Origin of the sequence: Nonomuraea sp. NPDC049141, assembly GCF_040648415.1 — a bacterium.
In the GTDB taxonomy this organism is placed as follows: Bacteria; Actinomycetota; Actinomycetes; order Streptosporangiales; family Streptosporangiaceae; genus Nonomuraea.
In genome coordinates, this window is record NZ_JBEZDR010000003.1 from 766,102 (window position 1) to 791,104 (window position 25,003).

Consider the following 25,003-nt stretch of genomic DNA (forward strand, 5'->3'; position numbering starts at 1 on the left):
GCGCCGCCCCCCGCGCCCCCCCCCCCCGCCACAGCCGTGGCCTCTACTATCTCCCCCCCCCCCCCCGGGGGGCGCCCCGGGGGGCGGCGCGCCCCCCCCCCCCCCCCCCACGACTATGTCCGCAACGCGGCGATCATTGGAACGCGTAGCACTCGACCTCGGCCCGGCGGAAAGACAGGTGCTTGGCCACGGAGTCGCGCACACAGGCGCGTTCGCCACTGCTCAGGTTCAACGTGCCGCACACGGTCACGCTGGAATAGGTCCGGCAATCCAGCATGGGGTCACGACTTCCCACGCGGTAGTTCGCCCTGACCGCGGTGCGGCACCTCAACCGTGCGTGCGAGGAGTCGGCATAACGGCATTGCCCGATCAGGACCTGATATTGGGACCTGCTCACCTCGTGCCGGTCGCTACCATCCCAGGTGGAGGCCATTCCGAACATGGGGATCAGCGACAATCCGGCGGCGGCGATGATGATTTTCATGGGCTTCCCTCCAACACACGTGAAGTACTGGCGGGGAGAAGTCGTAGTCCACATCAGCTACCCCTGTCAGGATACTTCAGTCGCAGGTCGTGGCCTGATGGTGGCTGGCTGTCGCGGGCCGGGTCCTCAGAGCGTGCGGGCGTTCCTGGCGACGCGGTCCCAGAAAGCGGGGAGGTCGGCACCCGGTTCGGCGGCGGCGGCCGGCCGATGGCCGCCCTGATCCTGCGTACGACCAGCTCCGCCGTACGTGCGGAAGCGATCGCCCGGTGCCGGGCCGGCTCGGCCGCCGCGTCGTCAGGTCAGAAGTACTTCGAGGTGAGGTCCGTCGTCGGCCAGGTGGTGATCTTGACGTTGTTCATCTGGTCGTCGATCACGTCGAAGTCCGGGGTCCCGGTCTCCTCGCGCCGGTTGAACACCGCCGCGTAGCTCCAGCCGTTCTGCAGCCGCGCCAGGTAGGAGAACGTGCCCGGCATCGAGCCGTTGTGCCAGGTGTTGAGGTGCCCGGTCACCTGCCTGACCCACCAGCCGCCGCCGTACCAGGCGCCGGAGGAGTTGACGCCGATCTCCGGCTTGGCGAACAGCTTGGCGATCGACGCCGAGCTCAGCACTGTGCCCGGCCTGTCGAAGGCGAGCGTCCACCGGACGAGGTCCACGGCCGAGGCCAGCCAGCCGCCGTTGGCGTCCTGGTTGGGCATGTTGAAGCCGCCGTACGGGTACGGCACGACGGTGCCCGACTCGTCCATGACCGTCTTGTTGGTGTACTGGGACTGGTAGATCACCTCGCCGGACGCGGCCTCGGTCCTGAGGCTCCTGCCGAGCCGCATCCGCGTGATGCCGAGCGGCTTGAGCAGCTTCGTCTTGACGTACGTCTCGTACGACAGGCCCGACACCTTCTCGATGATCCGGCCCAGCAGCATGTAGCCGTAGTTGCTGTAGACCATCTTCGACCCGGGGGCGAAGTCGAGCTGCCGGCCCGTGGCGTACTTGATGATGTCGGCGTGGCTGATCGGCAGCGGCACGTCCAGCGCGGCCGAGATCGTGTGGTCCAGCCAGAGCTGGTCCTGCTTGAAGGTGTCACGGTCCCAGCCGCCCAGGTGCTGCATCAGCCTGAGCACGGTGACCTGGTTCATCCGGGTGTCGGCCGGGGTGAGGCCGAGCAGCGTGGTCACCTTGGCGGAAAGGCTCAGCTTGCCGTCCTGCACCAGCCGCATGATGGCGGCGGAGGTGATGTTCTTGCTCAGGCTGGCGATGCGGAACAGCGACGTCGGCGTCACGGTGGGCAGCGCCTGGGCACCGGTGTTGTAGCGATAGCCGCGGGCCAGGACGATCTTGCCGCTCTTCATGACCGCCAACTGGGCGCAGGAGATCTCGCGTTCCTTCACGAAGGTCTTGATCACATTGTCGAACCCGGCCAACGACGCGGGAGCGGTCCCCGAGGTCTCCACCACCGGGACGGGCGCGGCGAGCGCCGGCCGAGCGGTCATAGCGGCGGCGGGTACGGCGACGGCCCCCGCCTTGAGCAGACTCCTGCGAGTGAGCATCGTCACTTCTGGCTCCTAGGTAACGTCCGTGCAAAGTAGGCGTCGTATCTTACGGACATGGAGAACCTGGCGCAGCCCGGGTCGCCGCTGGGAAGTTTTGCTCCCCTGTGGAGTGTTACGAGGTGGGGCGAGAGCCTCCTGAGGGCGTGAGGAAACTGATCGTCCGCTAAAATCGGTCCGTTCCAAAGAGACTTTTCGGATATTTCGCCATATAGGGCGATGTTGGAGGGTGTGGCATGACGACGGCTGCCCTGCAGACCGTGTTGACCGTTCCTGAGCGCTTCAGGGGGCCGGCGGGAGTCGCCAATGGCGGCTGGATAGCCGGGACCATGGCGGAGGCGATGGGCGGCAATCGATCAGCGGTCGAGGTCACGCTGCACGCGCCCACCCCTCTGGAGACCGACCTGTGCCTGGAGCACGTCGCCAACACGGTGTACCTCCACGAGGGTGACAGGCTCCTGGTCGAGGCCATCCCGGTGGCCGAGGACCTGACGGCGCCCGAGTTCGTGCCGTTCAACGACGCCGCCCGCGCCGAGGCCGGGTTCGCCGGCTGGCGGGGCCACGCCTTCCCCGAGTGCTTCGCCTGCGGGCTGCGCGAGCCGGGTGACGGGCTGCGGATCTTCCCGGGCCCGGTGGAGGGCACCGACCTGGTGGCCGCCGGGTGGGTGGTGCCGTACACGGTGGCCGATGAGGACGGCGTGCCCGCCTCCGTCGTGGGCGCGGCGCTCGACTGCATCACGGGCTGGGCCCACTTCCAGCCCGGCGAGTCGGCGCTGCTCGGACGGCTGGCCGTACAGATCCATCGGCGGCTGTACGCGGGCGGGGCCTACTCCGTCGTGGCCCGCGCGACCGGCCGTGAGGGCCGCAAGCTGTTCGGCGAGAGCGCGATCTACGAGGTGGACGGCACGCTGGTGGCGGCCGCGCGCGCCACCTGGATCGCTCCACGCGAAGCGTGAGAAAGGCATGACGGCCCGGCACGGAATCGTGCCGGGCCGTCCGCCTGTTCAGCGGGAGCCGGACGTCAGCCGATCGGCGACGATCGAGGCGCAGCGGTCGTCGAACATGATCGTGTAGTGGTTGCAGTCCGGGATCACCTCGTCGGCGAGGCCGGGCAGGCGCGCCGTCCACGTGGCCGCCAGCGCGTCGGGCAGCATGCCGGTGTCCTGGTCGAGCAGCCCGCGCGGCGCCCTGATCAGTGAGAGCGGCGCCCGGATCGCGGTCAGCGCCGCGCCGATGCGCTCCGACTCGGTGAACATCCAGCGCCCGTCCTCGCGCACCGCGTCACCGGCCACGCGCGAGCGCAGCGCGCCCTCGTCCCCGGTCAGGTCGTAACGCACGTACGCCTCGGCGTCGGCGGTCCAGCCGTGGCGGAAGGCCGGGTGCGCCTTGAAGAAGCCGACGTACGCCTCCGGTGACGGGAACGTCCGGCGCAGCCGCTCCACGGCCGGTCCCAGGGTGGCCTCCAGGACCGCGTCGGGATCGGCGCCCTCGGGCATGGGCAGCGGGAGCCCGCCGTCGACCAGCACCACCCGCGCGAACTCGCGTCCGGCGCCGGCCAGCGCCGCGATGTAGGCGCCCATGGAGTGCCCGGTCAGCACGGTCTCGGGTCCCGCGCCCACGTGGTCGGCCACGCGCAGCACGTCCTCGGCGTGCCTGGCCAGTCCGTACGGGCCGGGCAGCGTCGCGCTGTGCCCACGGCCCCGCAGGTCCATCGCCACCAGAGACCAGTCCCCGGGCAGCCGCCGCGCCACCGTGGCCCAGGCCATCAGCGAGCCGGTGATCCCGTGCACCGCGATGATCAGGCGCGATCCCGTGCCGAACGTGGCGACCCGCATGCCGTCGACCTCGTCGAGTCTCATAGCCGGATCTTATGGACAAACCTTCTGGTACGGCACTCCTGGCACGAAGCTTCGCCACTCCCCGGGGCTCAGCGACCGGCCGGCGCGGGCGCAGATCGCGGCCACCACCTTGCCCGGCTCGACCGGCTGCTCGCGCACGGTCCCCTCGTCGTCCAGGATGTTCACCCCCGAGCCGTCGGCGGTGAACGCCGGGCCGTACAGGTCGCCGTGGTCGGCGCCGTCGCCGAGCGTGCCCAGGTCCGCGCCGGCGGCCAGGTCGACGAGCCGTACCCGATGGTCGTGCGTGACCAGCGCGACCACGTCCTCGCGGGGTGACCTGGCCGCGACGTCCCCGCCCGCGAGCGGGCCGAGCGCGGCCTGGCGTACCCGCTGCCTGGTGGCGGTGTCGTAGATGCTCATCCGACCGCGGGAGTCCACGACCGCCAGCGACCTGCCGTCGTGGGTGAAGACCACGTCGGTGACGGTCGTGCCCTGGCCGGTGCCCCCGAACGGCTTGCCCAGCCGTCGGCCCGACGCCGCGTCGAACAGGTGCTGCTCGCCGGACCCCACCGCCAGCACCTTGCCGTCGGGGGAGAAGTCGGCGTCGTGCACCTCGCCCACCGTGGCCGACCACAGCTGGCGCTTCGACTTCCAGTCCCAGACGCTCACCGCGTAGCGGGTGGACACGCCCCCGTCGACGTAGCGCAGCCCGGTGGCCACTTTCGTGCCGTCGGGGCTGAAGGCCAGGAAGGAGGTCTCGTATTCCGCCAGGTCACCGCGGGGCGCCGCCTTCGCGAGCGGGCGCCGCGTGCCAGTGTCGAGGACCGTGAACCCGCTGATGCCGCCCACCGCGGCCAGCCGCCCGTCGGGGCTGATCGCCGCGGCCTCCGCCGGGTCGGAATCGGGCCTCTTCAGCACCGGGGCGCCGAGTGGCCCGCGCGGATCGGCGAGGGAGACCTGGTAGCCGTCCGCGGAGCTCAGGACCTGCCGCCCGCCGGGACCGAACTTCGCCCACGACCACGAGGGCGCCTGTTTCGGCGCGCGCACCGCGAGGTCGCTCAGGTCCACGGTGAAGACGCGGTCCTCGCTGAGATAGCGCAGCGTGTGGCCGTCGAAGCCGACCTGAGGCAGTGGCACGGAATCGTCCTCCGTGCCACCGGGCAGCGTCAGCGTGGTGAGCAGCCGGTCGTACGCCCGCCAGACCTGGATGTTCTGCCCGCTCGCCGAGGCGAGCAGCCGCCCGTCGGCGCTGAAGGTCACCTCGCCGCCGTTCCAGCTGTCCGTCTCGTTCCCGAGGGTCGCCGCCGGTCCGCCCGCGCGGTCCGTGATCCGCAGTTTTCCGCCCACCCGCCGCACCGTCGACCTGCCGTCGGGTGAGACGACCGGGTGCGCGGTGAGTGGGCCCTTCGTCCGGGTGCCGGTCCGCAGGTCCCAGGTGTATTCGTGCTGGTCGAGGCGGATCAGCGCGTAGCGGTCGGTCGTCCCGTACCGGACGCCGACCGGTGTGCCCGTGTCGTCGCCCACGTCATGGCCGAACGTCCACGTCCCGATGGTCTTGCCGGTACGCAGGTCCCAGACCCGCACCCGCTTGCCGGTGGCGACCAGCAGGTTCTGGCCGGTGGGGGAGAGGGCGGCGGCCAGGGGCCGCTCGCCCGCCATGCCCAGCCGGGCGATGCCGCCGGTCCGTCCGCCGGTGCGTACGTCCCACAGCCGCACCGCGCCGTCGCTCACGCTGGCCAGCGTCCTGCCGCCGCCGCTCAGCAGCCGCAGCGCGTCACCGGAGGCGACGGGATCCTTGAACACGGCGACCTCGCGCTGCGCCAGTGAAGCGGTCAGCGCGGCCCTGGTCTGTGGGGTCCGGTCCAGTCGCCAGGCGGCCACGCTCAGCAGCATCGCCGCCCTCGGGTCGCTCTTGCGCAGCGTGCCCGCGAACTGCGCCAGCCGCGCCGCCTCCGCCTGGTCGCGCTGCGCGGCGATCCGGTCGGCCCGCTCGTCGGCGACCGCGTTCTGCTGGACGGCCACGCCGGTCGCCACCAGCGAGATCAGCAGCAGGGCCGCCAGGCTGACGGAGACGAGCCTGGTCCGCCTGCTCCTGCGCCTGGACAGACCGGCGCCCGCGTCGAGGAAGTCGCGTTCGGCGGTGGACAGGGTGATGTTCCGGCGGGCCGTGGCCGCCCACCGCAGCGCGTTCTCCAGGCTGCTGCCCTGGAACAGGTCGCCGTCCCGGCGCCCGGCCCGGTTCCACCGCTGCGCGGCGCTCAGGATCTCCCTGTGGACGGCCAGGCCGTCCCGGTTGGCGTCGACCCAGCGGCGAAAGCGCGGCCAGGCGAGTGGCAGGGCGGGGCGGGCCAGCCAGACCTCCTCGCCCTCCTTGGACAGCAGGTAGCCGAACACCTCCAGGATCCGGGTGACCGACGAGACCTCGGGCAGCGGCCGGCCCTCGACGAGCTCGGCCAGCTGGGCCCGCCGTACCACGAGGCCACCCTGTTCGCTCAGCGTGACCAGCCGGAGGAAGACCTCGGGCGCGAGTTCGCGCTCGTCCGGGGCGAGCAGCGCGAACGCCTCCTCGGCCAGGGTGCCCAGCGCGGGATCGTGGGCGGGGACGCCCGCCCGCGCGGCCTCCTTGCCGCCTGCGGCGAGCAACAGGCCGGTGTCGAGGCCGCCTTCCGCGCTCACCAGGGCCAGCAGCAGCTCGCGAGCGGACGGGCGCTCCAGCGGGTCCTTGCTGAGCGCCGCGGCCACCAGCGGCCGCAGCGTCGCGGGCAGCGCGCTCAGGTCGGGACGGGCCGACAGCACCCGGTGCATGACCGCGCCCAGGTTCTCGGCCTCGAACGGGTCGGCGCCGGTGGCCGCGTACACCATGATCGCGCCCCAGGCGAACACGTCGGCGGGCGTCCCGGCCCGCTGCCCGCCGAACACCTCGGGCGCCATGTACGTGGGCGTGCCCGTCACCATGCCCGTCGCGGTGAGCGACATCTCCGCGGTCCGCGCGATGCCGAAGTCGATCACTCGCGGGCCGTCCGGGCCGAGCAGCACGTTGTCGGGTTTCAGATCGCGGTGGATCACGCCGGCGTCGTGGATGGCGGTCAGCGCGGTGGCCACGGCCGTGGCGAGCCGGTGCAGGTCGCCGCCGCCGAAGCGGCGTCCCTCCATGACGGCCTTGCGCAGGCTGGGGCCCTGAACGTACTCGCTGACGATGTACGGCCTGGGCCCCTCCAGCTCGGCCTCCAGGACGCTGGCGGTGCAGAACCCGGCCACCCGCCGTGCCGCGGCCGCCTCCCTGGCCAGTTGCGCCGGCTGGTCGCCGTACAGCACCTTGATCGCCACGCGGCGGCCGTCCTCGGCGTAGCCCTCGTAGACCACGCCCTGGCCGCCCGTGCCGAGACGTCCGGCCAGCCAGTAACCGCCCAGCCGCTGAGGGTCTCCGTCGATCAGTTCGCTCACGGGCTGTTTGATGCGAATGGTGTGGTGAAAGTTTTGGGCGGATAAATTACTCCTTATGCGCATCACGGTTATCGAGCATGAGGCGGACGCGCCGCTCGGCTACTTGGGCGGCTGGCTGGGGCCGGTCTGCGACGTCGTCCGTCCGTACTTGGGCGAGGAGGTTCCCGAGCGGGCCGCCGGCGGGCTGATCGTGCTCGGCGGGGAGTCGGCCGCGTGGGAGGACGAGCGCTGCCCGTGGCTGCCCGCCACCCGTGACCTGCTGGCCCGCTCCGTCGAGGAGGGGACGCCCACGCTGGCCATCTGCCTCGGCGCGCAGCTGATGACCCTGGCCTGCGGCGGCACGGTGGAGCGGGGCGGCGCCGGGCTGGAGGTGGGCCTCTGCGAGGTGGCCGCGCTGCCCGCCGCGGCCGCCGATCCGCTGCTGTCGGGTGCCGGCACGGCCGTGGCCGTCCAGTACCACCAGGACGTGATGGCCCGGCTGCCCGAGGGGGCGGTGCCGCTGATGACCGGTGAGCGGTACCCGAACCAGGCGTACCGGCTCGGCGAGGCGGCCTGGGCGGTGCAGTTCCACCCGGAGGCCACGCCGGAGATCTTCGCCTCGTGGACCACGGCCTCGGGCCTCGACTCGGCCCGCGAGCTCAACGCGGCGGTCGCCGCGGCCGAGGAGGCGCTGGTCGCCACCTGGCGGCCGATGGCGGAGGCGTTCGGGCGCGTGGTCCTGGATCGTGATCGGGAGCCGATTCAGGGGATGCACTAGGTCCTTCCCTGACGCGATCGGCTCCCGGGCCGTCCTACGCTGCCTCATCGATCGAGGGGGGTAGGACGGTCATGAAACGACGCACGGCAGTGCGCGCGGCCCTGGCGGTGTGCGCGACGATCGGTCTGACCTTGGCGGGGCCGGTGGCGGACGCGGCGGCGCGTTCGGCCCCGCAGGTCGTCAGGGTCTCGGCGCAGACCGGCAAGGACTCCGCGAAAGCGAAATCGGCCCGCGCCCGCTGCCCGCACGGAACGCGGGTGATCAGCGGCGGCGCCTCCATCGAGGGGGGTACGGCGGGTCAGGCGCCGAACGCCACCGCGCAGGTGGTGCTCACCCGGCTGGAGCCGGTGGCCCACGGCTCCGGGCATTACTTCGAGGCCGCCGCGCACGAGGACTTCAACGGCTTCGGCGGACAGTGGCGGCTGAAGGTGTACGCGGTGTGCGGGAAACTTCCCGGGCTCGTCTATCTCAGGCAGCCAGGAACGCCGGGCTCGCCGCCCAGCGACGCGCAGACCGTCAACTGCCCGGCGGGCAAGGTCGCGCTGGGCACCGGTGGCCGGATCGACGGCGGCGACGGGAAGGTCTTCCTGACGGAGATCGGCCTCCAGGACGCTTTTACCTTCGCCAACGCCTACGAGGCCGAGGGCGGGTTCGCGGGAAGGTGGCGGGTGACGGCCTTCGCCGTGTGCGGTGACCAGCCGCCGGGCTACGCGGTGGAGATGCCCGCCCAGCTCCAGGGCAACTCCGCCAGCCCCAAGAGCTCCCTCGTCGCCTGCCCGAACCCCGCCCAGCGCATCGTGGGAACGGGCGTCGGCAACGGCGGCCAGCAGAACCAGGTCATCCCGACGGCCGTCTTCCCGTCGGCCGCGCTGAACGAGGCGACCACGCGGGCGGCCGAGGACGAGACCGGCCTGGCCGGCCCCTGGGACACGGACCAGTTCCTGGTCTGCGTCGACTGACACGCCGTCGCCGGGCGCCGGTCGCCGGGCGCGCTTCCGGCGGCCGCGCGGCACGCGGTGCTCGGCGGGTTACCGGCGGCGGGCGCGGCGTGGGGTGAGTGCTCGGCGGGTTACCGGCGGCGGGCGCGGGGCGGGGTGAGTGATCGGACGCGCTGTTCGGTGAGCGCGTGGGCGAGTGCGTGGACGCCGCCCAGGACGAGCGGCAGGGCGGCCAGCCCGGCCAGAGCCGACCGGCCGCTCGCCGCCGGCACGCCGGCCGCCCTGAGCCGCCGCCACGCCCACACCGTGAACGGGATCACCACCACCGGCGCCGTCACCACGCCAGGCGTGTAGCCACGCGCGACCGCCGACTGCGCCAGATGGCCCACCCCATGCAGGCCGAACCCGGCCAGCACCGCCTGGAACACCGGGCTACGCCCTCCGGTGCGCGCCCCCGCGGCCGACGCCCCGGCCATGACGCCGCCCATCAGCCCGATCGCCACGGTGACCTGCCGCTGCGACAGCTCCAGCCGCCGCCACGGAACACGCGGGTAGCGCCGCTCCAGCTCCGGCCGGGCCTCGCGGGTCCAGCGGGCCATCGTGGCCAGCTCCTCCGCGTCGTGCACCGCCCACGCCGCGAGCAGACCCCACGTCACCGCCGCCGGCACGCCGTCCATCCAGGAACCTCCCTGCCCAAAATGCAACGCAACGTTGCGTTTAACTTTAGGCTCTGGAACCAGAGGGCTGTCAAGATGGGGGTGTGCCAAGGATCGAGTCCACCGCCGCCCGCCTGGCAAAGCTCGGCTTCGCCGACGGCGCACGGGCCGCGACCCTGGTACGACAGTCGGGGACCGAGCTGGACGACCTGCTCAAAGGACTGGTAGCCGTGGCCGACCCCGATCTGGCGCTCGCCTCCCTGACCCGGCTCGCCGAGCGCGAGCCCACCGTGCTCGACACCCTGCGCGCGGACGAAGACCTCCAGGCCCGGGTGCTCGCGGTGCTCGGGGTGAGCGCCGCGTTGGGGGAGCATCTCGTACGCCATCCCGAGCAGCTCGGGCTGATGGCCGTGCCCGAGCTCGGAGACGCGCGGACGGAGCTGCTGCGCGCGGTCGGCGCCGAGCCGGAGGATGACGAGCCGCGCGCGTCGGATCCCGACGCGCTGGTGACGCTGCGGGTCGCCTACCGCGGGCGGCTGCTGCATCTGGCCGCCCGGGACCTCACCGGGCAGATCGGGCTGCCCGACGTCACCGCCGAGCTGTCCGACCTCGCGGGCGCGGCGCTGGAGGCCGCGCTGGCCATCGCGCGGGCCGAGGTCGACGCGAGTGACGTACGGCTGGCGGTGGTCGGCATGGGCAAGCAGGGCGCCAGGGAGCTCAACTACATCAGCGACGTTGACGTGATCTTCGTGGCCGAGCCGCGCGAGGGCGCCGACGAGACGGCGGCCCTGCGCGGCGCCACCCGGCTGGCCCAGGCCATGATGCGGGCCTGCACCACGACCACCCCGGAGGGCTCGCTGTGGGAGGTCGACGCCGGGCTGCGGCCGGAAGGCCGGGCGGGACCGCTGGTACGCACGCTGGGCAGCCATCTGGCCTACTACCGGCGCTGGGCCAAGACCTGGGAGTTCCAGGCGCTGCTCAAGGCGCGGCCGGTGGCGGGCGACCTCGCGCTGGGCGCGGCCTACGTCGAGGCGGTCAACGAGTTCGTCTGGTCGGCGGCGACCCGGGAGCACTTCGTCGAGGACGTGCAGGCCATGCGCCGCCGCGTCGAGTCCCACGTACGGGCCGAGGGCGAGCGCCAGATCAAGCTGGGCCCCGGCGGGCTGCGTGACATCGAGTTCGCGGTGCAGTTGCTGCAGCTCGTGCACGGGCGGCTCGATCCGCTGCTGCGGCGCAAGGCCACGCTGCCCGCCCTGGCCGCGCTCTCCCGCGGCGGCTACGTGGGGCGCGAGGACTCGCGCGGGCTGGCCGAGGCGTACACGTTCCTGCGCCAGGTGGAGCACCTGCTGCAACTGCACCGGCTGCGCCGTACGCACATCCTGCCGTCGGACCCCGACGACCTGCGCAGGCTGGGCCGCGCGCTCGGCATGCACGCCGACCCGGTGGGGGAGTTCACCGCCAGGTGGCGGCGCCACGCGCGGGAGGCGCGGCGGCTGCACGAGAAGCTGTTCTACCGGCCGCTGCTGCAGGCGGTGGCCCGGCTGCCCGAGTCGGAGGCCCGGCTGTCCACCACGGCGGCGGCCGCCCGGCTGGAGGCGCTCGGCTATGTCGACCCCAACGGCGCCCTGCGTCACATCGCCGCCCTGACCACGGGCGTCTCGCGGCGGGCGGCGATCCAGCGGACGCTGCTGCCGGTCATGCTCGGCTGGTTCGCCGACGCGCCCGACCCGGACGCGGGACTGCTCGGGTTCCGCCAGGTGAGCGACAAGCTCGGTGCCACGCCGTGGTACCTACGGCTGCTGCGCGATGAGACGGCCGTGGCGGCGCGGATGGCGCGGATGCTCGGCACCAGCCGCTACGCGACCGGCCTGCTCCTGAACGCGCCCGACGCCGTCGGGCTGCTGGGCTCCGACGAGGGCCTGTCCCCGCGCCCGCCGGACGCGCTGCTGAAGGAGGCGTCGGCCGCCGTGTCGAGACACGGGACCGACATGGAGTCGGCGGTGGCGGCGGTGCGCGCGCTGCGGCGGCGGGAGCTGTTCCGTACGGCCGTAGCCGACATTTCCGGACTTATGAGCATTGAGCACGTCGGGGTGGCGCTGTCGTCGCTGAACGACGTGACCATTCAGGCCGCGCTGGACGTGGCGATCGGCAAGGTCGAGGTCGAGCGGCGGGCGGAGCTGCCGACCAGGTTCGCGGTGATCGCCATGGGACGGCTCGGCGGCATGGAGTCCTCCTACGCCAGCGACGCCGACGTGATGTTCGTACACTCGCCCGTGCCCGGCGCCACCGAACGCGACGCCACCGACGCCGCGTACGCGGTCGCCAACGAGCTGCGCCGGCTGCTCGCCCTGCCCGCCCCCGACCCGCCGCTGCTCATCGACCCCGACCTGCGCCCCGAGGGCAGGCAGGGCCCGCTCGTCCGTACGCTGGCCTCCTACCGCGCCTACTACGCGCGCTGGTCGTCTCCGTGGGAGGCGCAGGCGCTGCTGCGGGCCCGCTTCTCCGCCGGTGACGCCGCGCTCGGCGCCGAGTTCATCTCCATGATCGACGAGCTGCGTTATCCGCCTGACGGCCTGCCCGACGACGTCGTACGCGAGATCAGGCGGATCAAGGCCCGCATGGAGGCCGAACGGCTGCCGCGCGGCGCCGACCCCGCCCTGCACACCAAGCTGGGCCCCGGCGGCCTGTCGGACGTCGAGTGGGTGGCGCAACTGCTGCAGCTCCGCTTCGCGGCCGGGCACCCCGCGCTGCGGACCACCCGTACCTTGGAGGCGCTGCGGGCGGCCGAGGCGGAGGACCTGCTCGCGCGCGCCGATGAGGCGGTGCTGGCGGAGGCCTGGCGCTTCGCCTCCCGCATCAGGGACGCGGTCATGCTGGTCAAGGGCCGACCCGGCGACAGCGTCCCGGCCGACGTCAGGGAGCGCAGGCTCATCGCTCGCATGCTCGGCTACGCTCCCGACGGCTCGGAGGACTTCCTCGACGACTACCGCCGGGTGACCCGCCGCGCCCGCCAGGTGGTCCACCGGGTCTTCTACGACTCCTGACCCCGGCTGTCACAGCTTGGCTACAAGCCGTGCGGACGGTGCCTCGCGGGTGTATCAAGGCGCGGGGTGATCGATTGTGCTTTCCATCTACGTTGACCTGGCCTTAGGTCTGGTGCTCGCGTTCCTCATGCTTTCGCTGCTGGTGAGCGGGCTGAACGAGGCTTTCGTACGGCTGCTCGGCATCCGCAGCAAGTTCCTGTGGGCCTACCTCCGCGACACCATGGACGGCAGCGACGCGCAGGGAAAGTCCTGGCTGCCCGCCAAGGTGGCGGACGTGTTCGCGTCGTTGCCGTTCGTCCGCGATCCACGGCCGGTCCACAGCGACCAGCCGGCCCCGGTCGAGGCGGCGCAGGCGCCCGAGCACGAGACCAAGGCCGAAGACGCCATGACGAAACTCCTCTACCAGCGGGTCCAGGAGATCGACCACCCGAAGAGGGGCCGCACCAGCATCGCCAACATCCCGCCGGAACGTTTCGCGGTGGCGCTGATGGAGATGGCGGCCGTCGAGAAGGACGGCGTCGAGGGGCTGCTGGCCAAGCTCAAGGCGATGGGCAGCCCGCTGCACGGCCATCTCAAGGGCGTGTGGGACTCCGCGCAGCGCGACATGGACCGCTTCCGGCAGGGCGTGGAGACCTGGTTCGACGGCGAGATGCAGCGGCTGTCGATGCTCTACAAGCGCTACGTCAAGTGGGTCGTCGCCCTGCTCGGCGTCGTGGTGGTGCTGCTGTTCACGATGGACGGGCTCGAATACGGCAAGACCCTGCTGCGCGACAACGCCTTCCGCGCCTCGGTCACGGCCGTGTCCGAGGCGGGGCCCGACGCCTACAGCGAGCTCAAGGCGCAGTGCGCGCAGTCGAACCCGGTGCCCTGCATCACCGACACGCTGAGCCAGCCCGCGCTGGTCAAGGTGTTCGACCACGCGATCGTCAACGTCGTGATCCCGGCCGAGGGCGAGCCGAGCGTCAACTGGAACGGCCGCATGTGGTGGGACCGCCTCACCACGCTCAGCCACTGGCCCGGTTATCTGCTGACGTTCGTGGCGCTGCTGTTCGGCGCGTCGTTCTGGTGGGACCTGCTCCGCCGCCTCACCGGCATCCGCGGCCAGCGTTAGATCTGGGTTAGTGTTCATCGGATGGAGACAGAACGGCTCATCATGCGCAGATGGCGCGACGAAGACCGGGATCCATTCGCGGCGATGAACGCCGACGCCGAGGTGATGGAGCACTTCCCGGCCCTGCTGAGCAGGGAGCAGAGCGACAGCTTCGTCGACCGGATCGAGGAGGGCTTCGAGGCTCACGGTTACGGGCTCTGGGCGCTGGAGGTGCGCGAGAGCGGCGCGTTCATCGGGTTCACCGGGCTGGTCCTGCAGACGTTCGAGGCGCCGTTCACGCCGGCCGTCGAGGTCGGCTGGCGGCTGGCGAAGGTGGCCTGGGGGCACGGGTACGCGATCGAGGCGGCCAGGCGGGCCGTACGGTACGGGTTCGAAGAGGCGGGGCTGGACGAGATCGTCTCCATGACGACTGTGCGGAACACCCGCTCACGCAAGGTCATGGAACGCCTGGGCATGACCCGCGACATAGCCGACGACTTCTACTTCCCGGGCATCGCGGAGGACAACCCGCTCCGCCCGCACGTCCTGTACCGGCTCAAGCGAGGTCAGGCGCTCGGCCCTCGTTAGTGTTCAGTGCGCCCTCGATGCTTGCCACCTTCGGTGGCGTAGCCGGCGGCGTTCACGATGTTATTTAGGAATGGTCGTTCTTGACCATTCGTTCCTTAACGCGTATGGTCGGCACATGGGACGGCCGAGAGGGTTCGACGAAACCGAGGTGATCCGGGCGGCGGCGGCGCTGTTCGCGGACCGGGCTTACGACGGTGTCTCCGTCGACGACCTGGTCACCCACCTCGGCGTACACCGCAACAGCCTGTACAAGACCTTCGGCAGCAAACGGGGGCTCTACCTGGCCGCACTGCGATGGCACGTGGAGCACCAGGTGCGCCCGCTGGTCTCCGCGGTCGGCGCGGCCGGCGACCTCGCCGAGGCGGTGCGCGGCACGCTGGCCGTACACGACGACGGAGGCGCACTGGACCTCCTGCTGATGGCGGCGGCCGAACGAGCACCCGTGGATCAGGAGGTCCGCACCGAGGTCAGCGCCGCCTTGGACGCTCTCGACCAGGCCATCGGCACCGTCCTGACCGGCGCCGCACCCGGCCGCGCCGCCGAGCCGTCGCCGGCGCTGGCCGAGGCGCTCACCGCGGCGCTGATCGGGCTCCGGCTACGCGCCAGAGCCACCACCGCCGCCACCGAATCCGACCGTGCGGCGGCGGCTCTGGTGCGACGCCTCGCCCCGGATGACCTCGACAGTTCACCCACCATCTAAGGAGTACTGACATGGCGTACTTGCACGTCGACGGCGACACGCTGGTCGTGGAGATCGAAGGACTCGACAAGCTCTGGGCGCTGAAGAGCCGCCTGACGATCCCGCTGGCCAACATCCGCGGCGCGACCGCCGACCCCGGCATGATCTAAAGTCCCAAGGGCATCCGCGCACCCGGCGCCCACATCCCCGGAGTGATCACCGCGGGCACCTTCCATCTCGACGGCGAGCGCGTCTTCTGGGACGTCCACGACGCGGCCAAAGCCGTCGTCATCGAACTGGCCGACGAACGCTACACCCGCCTGGTCGTCGAGGTCGACGACCCCCGCGCCACCGTCGACCTCGTGGAGAGGCACATCACCCGCGCATGAGCGGCCCGCCGCCATGACCCCGACCCTGTATCGCGCAGCTCAGCGGCCGGTTCCTCGCCCGCTCATAGGGCTCGGGAGCTGTCCTGCGCGGCTACTGGGCGGTCGTGCCATCGCGCGCCTCGATCACGGCGGCCATGAACTCCTGGAAACGCGCGAAGTGCTGCTGATCCATCTTCAGCGGCACCCCGTTGACGATCCGGCCGTCGTACCTGGTGCCGATCGTGACCTTGAAGCCGTCCCGGTGTGGTTTCGCGTCCACTCCGAGGAACGCCACGTGGTATCGCTTGGCCTCCGCCAGACAGTGGAAGACATCTAAGGTCCTGCCGTCGTGCACCAGGATGTACTCGCCGATCGCGAACTCCGCTGCCATGGCTTCCCGTTCATGCCGCTTGATGTGCCGGGTGTCAGCGTCATCCCGGGGCACACGTCATGAAGGGAGACTCCTCCCCATTACACCGCAGGAACCAGTCGGCGGCGCACGTCCACTTGTTCGCCTCCGCCGTGCTGCACGGTCATGGCCAGCGCCTCTGGCAAAACATTTGCTAGAATCGGTGGATGGATGAAGTCGCTGAGATGCCCGAGGCGGATCCCACGGTCTCGGTTTCGGTCTCGTTCCACTCCAGCGTGATCGAGTCGGTGCGCCAGCGTGTCGGCAAGCGTGGTGTATCTCCGTATGTGGAGGCGGCAGTCCGGCGGCAGATCGAGCGCGACAACCTGGCCGCTCTCATCAGAGCCAGTGAAGAGATCCATGGCCCGCTCACCGGGGCGGAGATCCAGGCAGCTCGGGAGGAGATGCTTGGACTCAGTACCCGCGGTGAGGTGGCGTGAGCGGCACCTGGGTTCTGGACAGCGAAGCCCTCTCGCGGTATTTGCGAGCCGATCGCAAGATGACCGCCCGGCTTGCCGTCGCTCTCGAGGACGACATCCGTGTCGTCATCAGCGCCGTCACGATCGTCGAGGCCGATCATGACAGAGTCCATCCCGCGCGGCTGGCCTGGACGCTGTCCCGGCTCACGGTGGAACCGCTCACCAAGGACCTCGCCCAGCGGGCGTCAGACCTGCTCAAATCCGCAGGGCTGCACGGTCACAAGTACGCCATTGACGCGATGGTCGCCGCGACGGCGATCACCACCGCCGACAAGCCCGCCCGGATTCTCACCTCCGACCCGGACGACCTGGAAAAGCTCCTCGGGGAGCGTCTGGACCGCTCGAGTCAGCCGCGCGGCGCCGGAAACTTCACGGTCAAGGTCGTTCCAGCCTGACCCGCTGCGCTCCCGGCCACCACCCAGGACGCCTCCGTTGATCAGCGGCTCATTGCTCAGCGGGGGCGTCCGGCCTGATGTGACCGCGATCCCGTCCTCTACCGTCCCAAGCGCGGTCAGGCGCTCATCGCGTAGAGCACGTCGCGCAGGGCGGCCTCGCGGCTGCGCAGCCAGACCAGCCGCAGGGCCAGCGTCGGCGCCTCGTAGCCGAGCGGAACCGGTACGCCGGAGTCCGGTCCCACCGGTAGGCCGGAGTCCGGCCCCGTCTCCAGGGGGACGTCGCGCGGGACCGGCGCGCCGTCCTTCTCGGGCGTGAAGTCGGGCGGGACCGGCGCACCATCGGTCTCGGGGGCGAGGTCGAGCGGGATCAGCGCGCCGGAGGCGAGGTCCGCTTCCAGGACGAAGTCGGGGAGCAGCGCTCTCCCGAAGCCCTGCCTGGTCCACTCGCGAGCCGTGGCGATGCTGGTCAGCTCCCTGCGCGGCACCCGGGCACCGAACAACTGGTCGGCCGCCAGCCGGATCGAGCAGCCCGGCGTGCTGACCAGCAGCGGCTCCCGGTCACCGTCCGGAGCCGCGACCAGCAGCAGCCTGACCTCGCCCACGTCCAGGAAGTCCAGGTCGGCCGGAGGGGTGAAGCCCAGGCCGCCGATCCGGGGACCGGAGTCGAGCAGGAGCGCCGCGTCCAGGCCGCCGCCGGCCACCTCGGACAGCAACGCCTGCCTGGTCAGCGAGCGTACATCCACCTCCAGGTCGGGGCGGCGTTCGGACAGGTGGCGGACGATGGCGGGCAGTTTGGCCGCGGCCAGCATCTCCAGCGCCCCGATCCGAACACGGTGACGCTCGCCGGTCACCGCACGCCGTACCTCGTCCGCGTGGTCGAGCAGGCCCTGCGCCCGCGTGAGCAGGGTGGTGCCGGGTTCGGTCAGGCGCATGCCCTGGGGTGTGCGCTCGAAGAGTGTGACGCCGAGGCTGTCCTCCAGTCTGCGTACCTGTTCGGAGACCGAGGCCGGGGCGAGGCCGAGGGTGTTCGCGGCTCCGGTGACGGTGCCCGCCCCTGCCACCGCCACGAACCCCCGCAACTGACGCAAATCCACAGATGTCAGCATACGGTTTTCCCGAATGCCCCCTGCGGTCGCGCCTGTTGAGGGGAAATATCGTCTTTTAGCAGGCTGAGGGGCATGAAGATGTTCGGTTTCTCCCTGGCCTACTTCTTGGTGATCCTCGACACGACCGTGCTCACCATCGCGCTGCCCGATCTGCGTGCCTCCCTGGGTGGCTCGCTGGCCGGGCAGCAGTGGGCGGTGAACGCCTACACCGTCGCGTTCGCCGCGTCGCTGCTCACCGGGGGAGCGATCGCCGACCGGTACGGCGCCGCGCGGATCTTCAAGATCGGCGTGCTGGCCTTCGGGGTGATCTCGCTGCTGAGCGCCGCGGCGCCCCATCTCGGCGCACTGATCGCGTTGCGCGCCCTGCTCGGCGTGGCGGGCGCGCTCTGCACGGGCGGCTCGCTCGGCCTCCTGCCCGAGCTCTTCCCCGACCCGGCCGCCCGCGCCCGCGCCACCGGCCTCTGGGCCGCCATCACCGGCACCGCCCTGGTCACAGGCCCGCTGCTCGGCGGCCTGCTGGTCGACGTGTACGGCTGGCGGGCCGTCTTCCTCCTCAACCCGCCCCTCGCCCTGATCAGCCTGCTGGCCATGCGAAAGGTCCGTTCAGGCCGGGGGCACCGCCTCATCGACTGGGGCGTGCAGGCGCTGGCCTGCGTACTCCTCGGCCTGCTCGCCGAAGCCCTGATCGACTCGTCGTTGATCGCCGGGCTGTCGGCCTTGGCCGCCCTGGGCGCGCTGGTGTTCGTGGAGCGCCGTAGCCACGCCCCTGCCCTGCCCGGCGGCCTGCTCGCGGTGACCTGGCCGGAACTGCTGGCGGGCGCGGTGGCGAACTTCGCCTTCTCCGGCGCCCTGTTCGTCCTGACCCTGCTCCTGCAGGACAGCCGCCACCTGACCCCGCTGGCCACCGGGCTGGCCTTCCTGCCGCTCACCCTCCCGATGACGGTGAACCCGCTGCTCACCGGCCGCCTGGTGGCCCGCTACGGCCCCCGCCCACCGATCCTCGGCGGCCTCGCCCTGCTCGCGATCGGCCTGGCGGGCGTCTCGTTCACCGATGTTCTGGCGCCATGGCTGGTCGTGATGGGCTTCGGGCTGTCGTTCGTGCTGCCCGCGCTGATGGCGGGCGTGGTCACCAGCGCGCCGCCCGGTACGGCGGGTACGGCGGGCGGCGTCCTCAACGCCTCCCGCCAGGTCGGCGCCACCCTCGGTGTGGCCGTACTCGGCGGCCTGTCCCACCCCCTGCCGGTGGCCGCCTCTCTGACCGCACTGACGTGCGCCTGCTACGGCCTCGCGGCCCGCGCCCGACGGACGGTGCCGACCGTGGACGTCGGACTTCCCGCCGGGAAGTAATCGCGGAGTCCTCCGTGATACCCCGGAGCCGCCAAAGGCCACTCCGGGGGCTGGCCGCGTGTCTCGCTAACCGTCCGAGCGATTTCTAGTGCCAGACAGGAAAGCCTCTTCCCACTCGCTCAGCAGGGGGTGAAGAAGATTTTCTGTGTGCCCTCCAGAATCCCCCACTGGCCCGAAGGCTGACTGCACCCGGACCAGCGCTGTCCGACGATCTGGTCTCCGCTGTAGTAGCTGATGACGAGGAGGTTGTCGCCCCCTGGCGGGGGAGGAGGAATAGCAAGTGCCGGGGTCGAGCCGAGAGCGAGCGCGCCGGCAGCCAATACCGCCGCTAAAACCCCTCGCTTGATGTTCATGGACGTTCCTCCAGATCCACCGGGCTTTTCAGGCCAGAGCGAATGCCAAGGCCAATTGCGTGATCTGAGATCACGGTAACCGCCATCGATCAACGCTGCCAGCAGCAGTCGATCATTAATGTCGGCGTGAGGGCATCGCGTCGGTCACGGTAGGTCCGCCCAGGTGATGAGTCCGTGGCGGTGGGCGTAGACGGCGGCCTGAACGCGGGTGCGTAGTCCGAGCTTGGCGAGGATCCGCTCGATGTGGATCTTGACCGTGCCGGGTGAGATGACCAGGGCCTGGGCGATCTCGGCGTTGCTGTTTCCGGCGGCCAGGTGGCGCAGTACGTCGGTCTCGCGTGGCGTCAGCGCGCCCATCTCGTCGGTGGCCGGGCGCGGGGAGGTGGCCGCGAAGCGGTGCAGCAGACGCGGGGTCACCTGAGGATCCACCAGCCCCTGTCCCTCGTGGGCGGCCCGTACCGCATCGATGATCAGGCCAGGGTCGCTCTCCTTCAGTAAGAACCCGACCGCGCCCGCCTGCAGCGCGCCGAAAAGGTAGTCGTCCAGGTCGAACGTGGTCAGCGCGACCACGGCCGGTGCGGAGGCGAGGGCCAGAAGATCACGAATCGCGGTCAGTCCGTCCATGCGCGGCATGCGGATGTCGGTGAGCACCACGTCAGGCCGGTGCCGCCGGGCCATCTCGACCACCTGTAGCCCGTCCGCAGCCATTGCCACGACCTCCAGATCCGGTTCGGAGGACAGGAGCAGGCGCAGGCCCTCCCGGGTTGGCGCCTGGTCCTCGGCGACGATCACCCGAATGCTCACCGGCGGGCCCCTCGCGTGCCGTGGCCGTCCGCGGTCTCCGGCTGGAGGCGGCCCGCGACTGCGCGCGTGCCGTCGATCGCGTTCGGCTGGTTTCCCGTCTCGCGGGTCGCGTCCAGGGGCAGACGGGCAGTGACTCGCCAGCCGCGCGGAGCGCGTGGCCCCACCGTCAGCGTGCCGCCGAGCATCGCCGCCCGCTCTCGCATGCCGCGCACTCCGCTCCCCTCCCATGCGGCCGATCGGCCGGGCACCGCCTGCCCATCGTCCTCTACGACGACGGCCACAACCTGGCCGTCTCTGCCGATCCGTACCGCGGCCTGCGAGACTCCGGCGTGCCGCATCACGTTGGTCAGTGACTCCTGCACGATCCGGTAGGCGGCGTGCCGTACTCGCAACGGCACGCCCTCGCGCAGGGAGTCACCGTCCAGCCGCACACGCAGTCCCTGACGCGACAGGCGCGCGGCCAGCGAACCGAGATCGGTGCCCGCGTCTTCGTCGCGGAGCAAACCGAGCAGCCGCCGGGTTTCCCCGAGCGCGGTGCCGGAGATCTCGGCGATCGTCTCCAGGGCCCGCTCGGCGTCCGCGGGAGTGCCCCGCCGTGCTCCCACGGCCTGGAGCCGGATCGCGCTGAGATGATGGCCCACCACGTCGTGCACCTCCCGGGCGATCCGGGCGCGCTCCTGGACCTGCTCGACCAGGGCGAGTTGCCGGGACCGGTCGTGCTGCAGGCGCAGGGCGTGGCCGAGCGCGACTGGGCCGAGCCCGGCGGCCACCGCCATGACCAACTGGGAGGGGTATGTCGGAGTACCGACCAGCATGAGGTCGAGCACGACGAGCCAGCAGGTCGCAGCGATCGTGGGCAGCAGCCGTCCTCCGTCACGGTGGTAGGCGGCCGAGCTGAACGCCGCGACCGTCACCCAGGCGCCGACCTGCGGCTGGCTCAGAATGATCGCGAGCAGGACGGCCGCACCCGAGGTCAGGGCCGCGGTGAGCGGCAGTCGGCGGCGTACGGTCAGCGGCGCGCACACCGCGCAGACCAGCATTCCCCACAGGGGCGTGAAGCCGTTGAGGCCGGACATGGTGGCGTCCAGCAGGGGGACCCCCAACGTCAGCAGCGCCGTCGCGGCCGCCAGCACGGCGTCCTGGGCGAGCGCGGGCAGCGCCCGCCAGGCTCCGATCACGGTCAGTTCACCCCCGAGGGATCCTAGCCACCAGGTCGCCGGGGCAACGCGCCCCGGACGGAGGCAGTGCCCCGGCGGCCAGGTAGTCGTGGACGTACTGGCGCAGGCAGGTGGCGCCCAGCCCAGAGGCACTCTGCATGAAGTACGCGGCGTGCCCGTCACCGTGCCTGACCACGCGTGCCCCGGGGAGCTGCGCGGCCATGTGCTCGGCGGCGAGGTTCGGAGTGTTGTCGTCGGCGTCGCCGATGGAGATCAGCACCGGTGGCACACCTCGTGCCAGCAGCGGATGCGGCGGATAAGAGGAGGCGTTGCCCATGCCGAGACAGCGGGCGAGCTGGTAGCGACCCTGGATCCAGCCGATCCGCGGCGCGGCCGCGCGCAGGCGCGACTCGACCGCCAGGAAACCGCGGTAGCCGGGCACCTTCGGCATGAAGTCGCGGCACAGCAGGGCACCATGGGGGTATCCGGGGCCTTCGACGGCAGGAGGCAGCAAGTTCGCCAGGTCTGTGGCGTCGCCGTCGGAGGCCTTGCGCAGTGCTGCGGCCAGCCTCGGCCAGGCGGGCGGGGTGAGTCCCTCCCGCACCGCGACGAGGAACTCCCGCTCGTTCAACGTCCGTGCTCCCGCGGGCAGAGGGGTATGGCGGGCGCGGGCGAGCAGGCCGTCGAACACCTCGATCGCGTCGTCGTCGCCCAGCGCGCACCCGGCCCGGCACCAGTCGCGGAAGCGGCTGAGCTGTCGCTCCTCGGTGAGCGCGTTGTCCAACAGCCATCTCTCCAGTGACGCCTGGGTGTGGTCGGCGACGCCGTCCAGCACCATCCGGCCGACCTTCTCGGGGAACGACTCCAGGTAGGCCTGCCCGAACACGGTGCCGTAGGAGTTGCCGAGATAACGCAGCTTCGGCTCGCCGAGCGCGGCACGCAGCGCCTCCAGATCATGGGCCACCTGCCAGGAGGTCAGTCCCGCGTAGGCGGCGCCCATGGATTTGCGGCAAGAGGCGTCGTAAGCGGTGTTCGCCCGGGCGTGTGCGCGCCAGCTCTTCTCGTCGGGCCGCAGGATCAGCCCGGTGAGGCCGGGCGGCGGCGTCGCGCACTCCACGATCGAGGTGCTGCCCCGGCTGACCGCGCTCCTCGCATTGATCAGGACGACGTCGAACCAGGTGGTCAGCTCCGACACCACCGCGGGCATGGACCGCACGTCCTGAATGGTCGCCCCGCCACCGCCGGTGTTGACCACCAGTGAGCCGAGGCTTCGTGCGGGGTCACGTGCGGGCATCCTCGCGAGGTCCACCTGGGTCTTCGGGCCGCCGGGCCGCTTCCAGTCGATCGGTACGCCCAGCTTGGCGCATTCCATACCGTCCCCGCACTCAGCCCATCTCAGGACCTGGACCGGAACAGGGGGCTCAGCCCTCAGAGCCTGGGCCGGAGCTTGCGGGGCGGCGGCCATGGTCGTGCCGAAGAGAAGACCGGCCAGCGCTCTACGCAACTTCTTCACCGCTCGAGCATTGCCTTGACCGGCATGCGCGGGCATCTGCCATCCGGCATATCCTCCGGCGGCGAACGCGATGTGCGCGGCTGGCCCACGCGGAGCCAGAACAGAAACGGCCCGGAATCGACGGTGTGGTCGGTTCCGGGCCGTTCTGGTCGGACTAGATGATTGATGCCAAGGGTTCTGGCTACGGTTAGTGGTCGTAGGCAATCAGGGATCGTTTGATCGGCTGGCCGGTCTTGTCGTTGAGCCAGATCACGGTGGTCAGTGCGAGGATGCGGGCCAGCACGCGGATGATGACGCCGGCTTGGGTGCGGCCGCCGTGGCGTTCCAGGTCCAGTTGGCCCTTGAAGGTCTGGTTGATCGACTCGATGCTTTGGCGTCGTGGCTTGAGCAGTTGTGCTCCGGGTCGTTCGGGCTCGCCTCGGCGGGCCGGACGCAGCAGGCGCAGCTCACGTTCGGTGAGGTCGCGTTCGAAGGATCGGCCGTAGTACTGCCGGTCGGCGATGATCGTCTGTTGTGGGTGGGTGGCCAGCACGTCGGGCGCGGCGTGCAGCATGCCCAGCAGCACCTCGCGTTCGTCGGCCTTGGCGCCGCTGAGTGCGAACAGCACCGGCAGCCCGCCCAGCGTGCACAACAGATGCAGCCGCAGCCCCCAGAAATACCGGGAGCGGCTGGCGCAGTAGCCGTACTCCGCCCACCCGGCCAGCATCCGGATCATGTGCACGACCAGGTCACAGGCGTTACGCAGCCGCCGGTTGTAGCCGGGCTGGCCAGGCAGGTACGGGAACATCCCGCTCAGCTCGGCGCGGGCGTGACGCAGCCATCGGCGTTCGGAGATGAATCCCAGCAGTGCCGACAACACCGCCGACGTCACCAATTCGGCATCACCGAGGGTAGGTGCAATGCCGACCTTCGGCCGCCATGGAGCCAGGTGTGGCTGGGCCTTCAGTGCGTCATCGATCCGCACGTAGAGTGCGGTTGCGAGGTTGTCTAACTCGTTCTCGTGCGGGTGCGGACGCAGCCGGATCGGGTCGATCTCGTTCTCGCGCTTGTAGGCCACCACGTCTCGATCAGGTCGGGCGTGAAGACGCCGCCTTCGAGCAGGTAGTCGTGGTCGGCCTCCAGGGCGGCGAGAACCTCGGGGAGGGAGCCGGGCACCTGCGGCACCTGGCGGGCCTGCGCCCGTCGGGTAGAGTTGGACTGTTGGAAAATCCGACAGTTAGAGGATTCGTCGTGTCTGTCACGTCAGTGGCCCGTGCCAAGGTACGCCCTAAGGCTCAGCTCACTCTCCCTGATGAGATCCGCCGAGCGCTGCACATCGGCGAAGGGGACGAAGTCGAGTTCGCTGTGCACGACGACGGCACCGTGACGGTTCGCGGCTTCGTGTCGATCCCCGCTGATCAGGCGTGGTTCTGGACGCCTGAATGGCAAGCCGGTGAAGGGCAGGCGACCGCTGACGTCACTGCTGGCCGTACCACCTTCCATCGCTCTGCCGAGGACATGTTCGCCCACCTTGACTCGGGCGACGACGAACCGGGCGACGATGCCTGATGCCCACCTTGGAAACGGCCGGTCGCTTCGAGCGGGACTGGCGAAAGCTGACTGCCGAGCAACAGGCTCGATTCCGTAAGGTGATCACCGAGGCGTTCATCCCCGACATCGTCGCTGACGGACCTTTCCGCGGGCTTCGCGTGAAGGGAGTGACTGCATATCCGGGCGTGTTCGAGATGACATGGGCCCCTGACGGTCGAGCCACCTTCGGTTACGGTGACGAGCGGATCCCCGGTGAAGTCCACATCGTCTGGCGCAGGATAGGCACGCACGATATTTTCACTCCGCCACCCAGCCCATAGAGGTGGAACCCACCCTCGGCCTGGCCGTACTCGGCGGCCTCTTGCCGGCGAGACCGCTACCGCCGCCGCCGAGGTTCACGGCTGCAACGAACACTTCAGCGCCGCAGAGGTCTCTTGGGACATGGGGATTCAGACGGGTAGCTCGCAGCAAGCTCTTCGCGCG

26 protein-coding genes and 1 pseudogene are annotated in these 25,003 nt (G+C 70.8%); 14 read left to right on the forward strand and 13 right to left on the reverse strand.

The window, feature by feature from the left end:
* Positions 1-133 precede the first annotated feature (133 nt).
* Entirely contained in the window at positions 134-484 is a 351-nt protein-coding gene (locus AB0B91_RS11960) for a hypothetical protein (protein WP_358318280.1), read from the reverse strand.
* Between the two features lie 299 nt (positions 485-783).
* Positions 784-2,025: a serine hydrolase domain-containing protein gene (locus AB0B91_RS11965; RefSeq protein WP_358318342.1), complete on the reverse strand. Its 1,242-nt coding sequence runs from the start codon at positions 2,023-2,025 to the stop codon at positions 784-786.
* Between the two features lie 236 nt (positions 2,026-2,261).
* Between AB0B91_RS11965 and AB0B91_RS11970 the strand changes: the two genes are divergently transcribed.
* On the forward strand, positions 2,262-2,981 hold the full coding sequence (locus AB0B91_RS11970) for a hypothetical protein (protein WP_358318281.1): 720 nt from the start codon (positions 2,262-2,264) through the stop codon (positions 2,979-2,981).
* 48 nt (positions 2,982-3,029) lie between these two features.
* On the opposite strand, the gene AB0B91_RS11975 is transcribed toward AB0B91_RS11970, so the two are convergent.
* Both AB0B91_RS11975 and AB0B91_RS11980 read right to left on the reverse strand, forming a co-directional pair.
* Positions 3,030-3,884 carry an alpha/beta fold hydrolase gene (locus AB0B91_RS11975; RefSeq protein WP_358318282.1) on the reverse strand — a complete coding sequence of 285 codons (855 nt, stop codon included), beginning with the start codon at positions 3,882-3,884 and terminating at the stop codon, positions 3,030-3,032.
* A gap of 9 nt (positions 3,885-3,893) precedes the next feature.
* Positions 3,894-7,307, reverse strand: coding sequence for a serine/threonine-protein kinase (locus tag AB0B91_RS11980; RefSeq protein WP_358318283.1), 3,414 nt, complete (start codon positions 7,305-7,307; stop codon positions 3,894-3,896).
* Positions 7,308-7,362: 55 nt separating this feature from the next.
* Between AB0B91_RS11980 and AB0B91_RS11985 the strand changes: the two genes are divergently transcribed.
* Both AB0B91_RS11985 and AB0B91_RS11990 read left to right on the forward strand, forming a co-directional pair.
* Positions 7,363-8,064 carry a type 1 glutamine amidotransferase gene (locus tag AB0B91_RS11985; protein WP_358318284.1) on the forward strand — a complete coding sequence of 234 codons (702 nt, stop codon included), beginning with the start codon at positions 7,363-7,365 and terminating at the stop codon, positions 8,062-8,064.
* Positions 8,065-8,135: 71 nt separating this feature from the next.
* Positions 8,136-9,023 (forward strand): hypothetical protein, encoded by an 888-nt coding sequence (locus AB0B91_RS11990; RefSeq protein WP_358318285.1) that lies wholly within the window; start codon positions 8,136-8,138, stop codon positions 9,021-9,023.
* 110 nt (positions 9,024-9,133) lie between these two features.
* On the opposite strand, the gene AB0B91_RS11995 is transcribed toward AB0B91_RS11990, so the two are convergent.
* Positions 9,134-9,679 carry an HXXEE domain-containing protein gene (locus tag AB0B91_RS11995; RefSeq protein WP_358318286.1) on the reverse strand — a complete coding sequence of 182 codons (546 nt, stop codon included), beginning with the start codon at positions 9,677-9,679 and terminating at the stop codon, positions 9,134-9,136.
* A gap of 83 nt (positions 9,680-9,762) precedes the next feature.
* On the opposite strand from AB0B91_RS11995, the gene AB0B91_RS12000 reads away from it, so the two are divergent.
* The 6 genes from AB0B91_RS12000 to AB0B91_RS12025 all read left to right on the forward strand — a co-directional run bounded on the left by AB0B91_RS12000 (position 9,763) and on the right by AB0B91_RS12025 (position 15,448).
* Entirely contained in the window at positions 9,763-12,702 is a 2,940-nt protein-coding gene (locus AB0B91_RS12000; protein ID WP_358318287.1) for a bifunctional [glutamine synthetase] adenylyltransferase/[glutamine synthetase]-adenylyl-L-tyrosine phosphorylase, read from the forward strand.
* 76 nt (positions 12,703-12,778) lie between these two features.
* Positions 12,779-13,813 (forward strand): hypothetical protein, encoded by a 1,035-nt coding sequence (locus tag AB0B91_RS12005; protein ID WP_358318288.1) that lies wholly within the window; start codon positions 12,779-12,781, stop codon positions 13,811-13,813.
* A 21-nt stretch (positions 13,814-13,834) separates the two neighbouring features.
* Positions 13,835-14,380 (forward strand): GNAT family N-acetyltransferase, encoded by a 546-nt coding sequence (locus AB0B91_RS12010; RefSeq protein WP_358318289.1) that lies wholly within the window; start codon positions 13,835-13,837, stop codon positions 14,378-14,380.
* Positions 14,381-14,495: 115 nt separating this feature from the next.
* Positions 14,496-15,080 (forward strand): TetR/AcrR family transcriptional regulator, encoded by a 585-nt coding sequence (locus tag AB0B91_RS12015; RefSeq protein WP_358318290.1) that lies wholly within the window; start codon positions 14,496-14,498, stop codon positions 15,078-15,080.
* Between the two features lie 11 nt (positions 15,081-15,091).
* Positions 15,092-15,229 (forward strand): hypothetical protein, encoded by a 138-nt coding sequence (locus AB0B91_RS12020; RefSeq protein ID WP_358318291.1) that lies wholly within the window; start codon positions 15,092-15,094, stop codon positions 15,227-15,229.
* Between the two features lie 42 nt (positions 15,230-15,271).
* Positions 15,272-15,448, forward strand: coding sequence for a hypothetical protein (locus tag AB0B91_RS12025; protein ID WP_358318292.1), 177 nt, complete (start codon positions 15,272-15,274; stop codon positions 15,446-15,448).
* A 91-nt stretch (positions 15,449-15,539) separates the two neighbouring features.
* Here the strand turns inward: AB0B91_RS12025 and AB0B91_RS12030 are convergent, their stop codons facing one another.
* Positions 15,540-15,818, reverse strand: coding sequence for a hypothetical protein (locus tag AB0B91_RS12030; RefSeq protein WP_358318293.1), 279 nt, complete (start codon positions 15,816-15,818; stop codon positions 15,540-15,542).
* A 185-nt stretch (positions 15,819-16,003) separates the two neighbouring features.
* On the opposite strand from AB0B91_RS12030, the gene AB0B91_RS12035 reads away from it, so the two are divergent.
* Positions 16,004-16,276: a CopG family transcriptional regulator gene (locus AB0B91_RS12035; RefSeq protein ID WP_358318294.1), complete on the forward strand. Its 273-nt coding sequence runs from the start codon at positions 16,004-16,006 to the stop codon at positions 16,274-16,276.
* Positions 16,273-16,710 (forward strand): PIN domain-containing protein, encoded by a 438-nt coding sequence (locus AB0B91_RS12040; RefSeq protein WP_358318295.1) that lies wholly within the window; start codon positions 16,273-16,275, stop codon positions 16,708-16,710. The genes AB0B91_RS12035 and AB0B91_RS12040 overlap by 4 nt, the downstream gene beginning before the upstream one ends.
* 116 nt (positions 16,711-16,826) lie before the next feature.
* Here AB0B91_RS12040 and AB0B91_RS12045 read toward each other — a convergent pair whose 3' ends face one another.
* The gene (locus AB0B91_RS12045) at positions 16,827-17,804 is read right to left on the reverse strand and encodes a LysR family transcriptional regulator (RefSeq protein WP_358318296.1); all 978 of its coding nucleotides are present in this window, start codon (positions 17,802-17,804) and stop codon (positions 16,827-16,829) included.
* A gap of 84 nt (positions 17,805-17,888) precedes the next feature.
* Here AB0B91_RS12045 and AB0B91_RS12050 point away from each other — a divergent pair, with 84 nt between their 5' ends.
* Entirely contained in the window at positions 17,889-19,163 is a 1,275-nt protein-coding gene (locus AB0B91_RS12050) for an MFS transporter (protein WP_358318297.1), read from the forward strand.
* 119 nt (positions 19,164-19,282) lie between these two features.
* Here AB0B91_RS12050 and AB0B91_RS12055 read toward each other — a convergent pair whose 3' ends face one another.
* The 6 genes and pseudogenes from AB0B91_RS12055 to AB0B91_RS12080 all read right to left on the reverse strand — a co-directional run.
* Positions 19,283-19,516, reverse strand: coding sequence for a hypothetical protein (locus AB0B91_RS12055; RefSeq protein WP_358318298.1), 234 nt, complete (start codon positions 19,514-19,516; stop codon positions 19,283-19,285).
* Positions 19,517-19,660: 144 nt separating this feature from the next.
* Complete coding sequence (locus AB0B91_RS12060; RefSeq protein ID WP_358318299.1) at positions 19,661-20,320, reverse strand: response regulator transcription factor; 660 nt, start codon at positions 20,318-20,320, stop codon at positions 19,661-19,663.
* Positions 20,317-21,498: a sensor histidine kinase gene (locus AB0B91_RS12065; protein ID WP_358318300.1), complete on the reverse strand. Its 1,182-nt coding sequence runs from the start codon at positions 21,496-21,498 to the stop codon at positions 20,317-20,319. The genes AB0B91_RS12060 and AB0B91_RS12065 overlap by 4 nt, the downstream gene beginning before the upstream one ends.
* A 7-nt stretch (positions 21,499-21,505) precedes the next feature.
* The gene (locus AB0B91_RS12070) at positions 21,506-22,849 is read right to left on the reverse strand and encodes an alpha/beta hydrolase (RefSeq protein WP_358318301.1); all 1,344 of its coding nucleotides are present in this window, start codon (positions 22,847-22,849) and stop codon (positions 21,506-21,508) included.
* A gap of 328 nt (positions 22,850-23,177) precedes the next feature.
* A complete protein-coding gene (locus AB0B91_RS12075; RefSeq protein WP_358318343.1) occupies positions 23,178-23,954 on the reverse strand; it encodes a transposase in 777 nt (258 codons plus the stop codon).
* A gap of 27 nt (positions 23,955-23,981) precedes the next feature.
* Positions 23,982-24,166, reverse strand: a pseudogene (locus AB0B91_RS12080) (type I glutamate--ammonia ligase); the annotation flags it as partial.
* Between the two features lie 24 nt (positions 24,167-24,190).
* On the opposite strand from AB0B91_RS12080, the gene AB0B91_RS12085 reads away from it, so the two are divergent.
* Positions 24,191-24,538, forward strand: a complete 348-nt coding sequence (locus AB0B91_RS12085) for an AbrB/MazE/SpoVT family DNA-binding domain-containing protein (protein WP_358318302.1) — start codon at positions 24,191-24,193, stop codon at positions 24,536-24,538.
* A complete protein-coding gene (locus AB0B91_RS12090) occupies positions 24,538-24,840 on the forward strand; it encodes a hypothetical protein (protein WP_358318303.1) in 303 nt (100 codons plus the stop codon). The genes AB0B91_RS12085 and AB0B91_RS12090 overlap by 1 nt, the downstream gene beginning before the upstream one ends.
* Positions 24,841-25,003 lie beyond the last annotated feature (163 nt).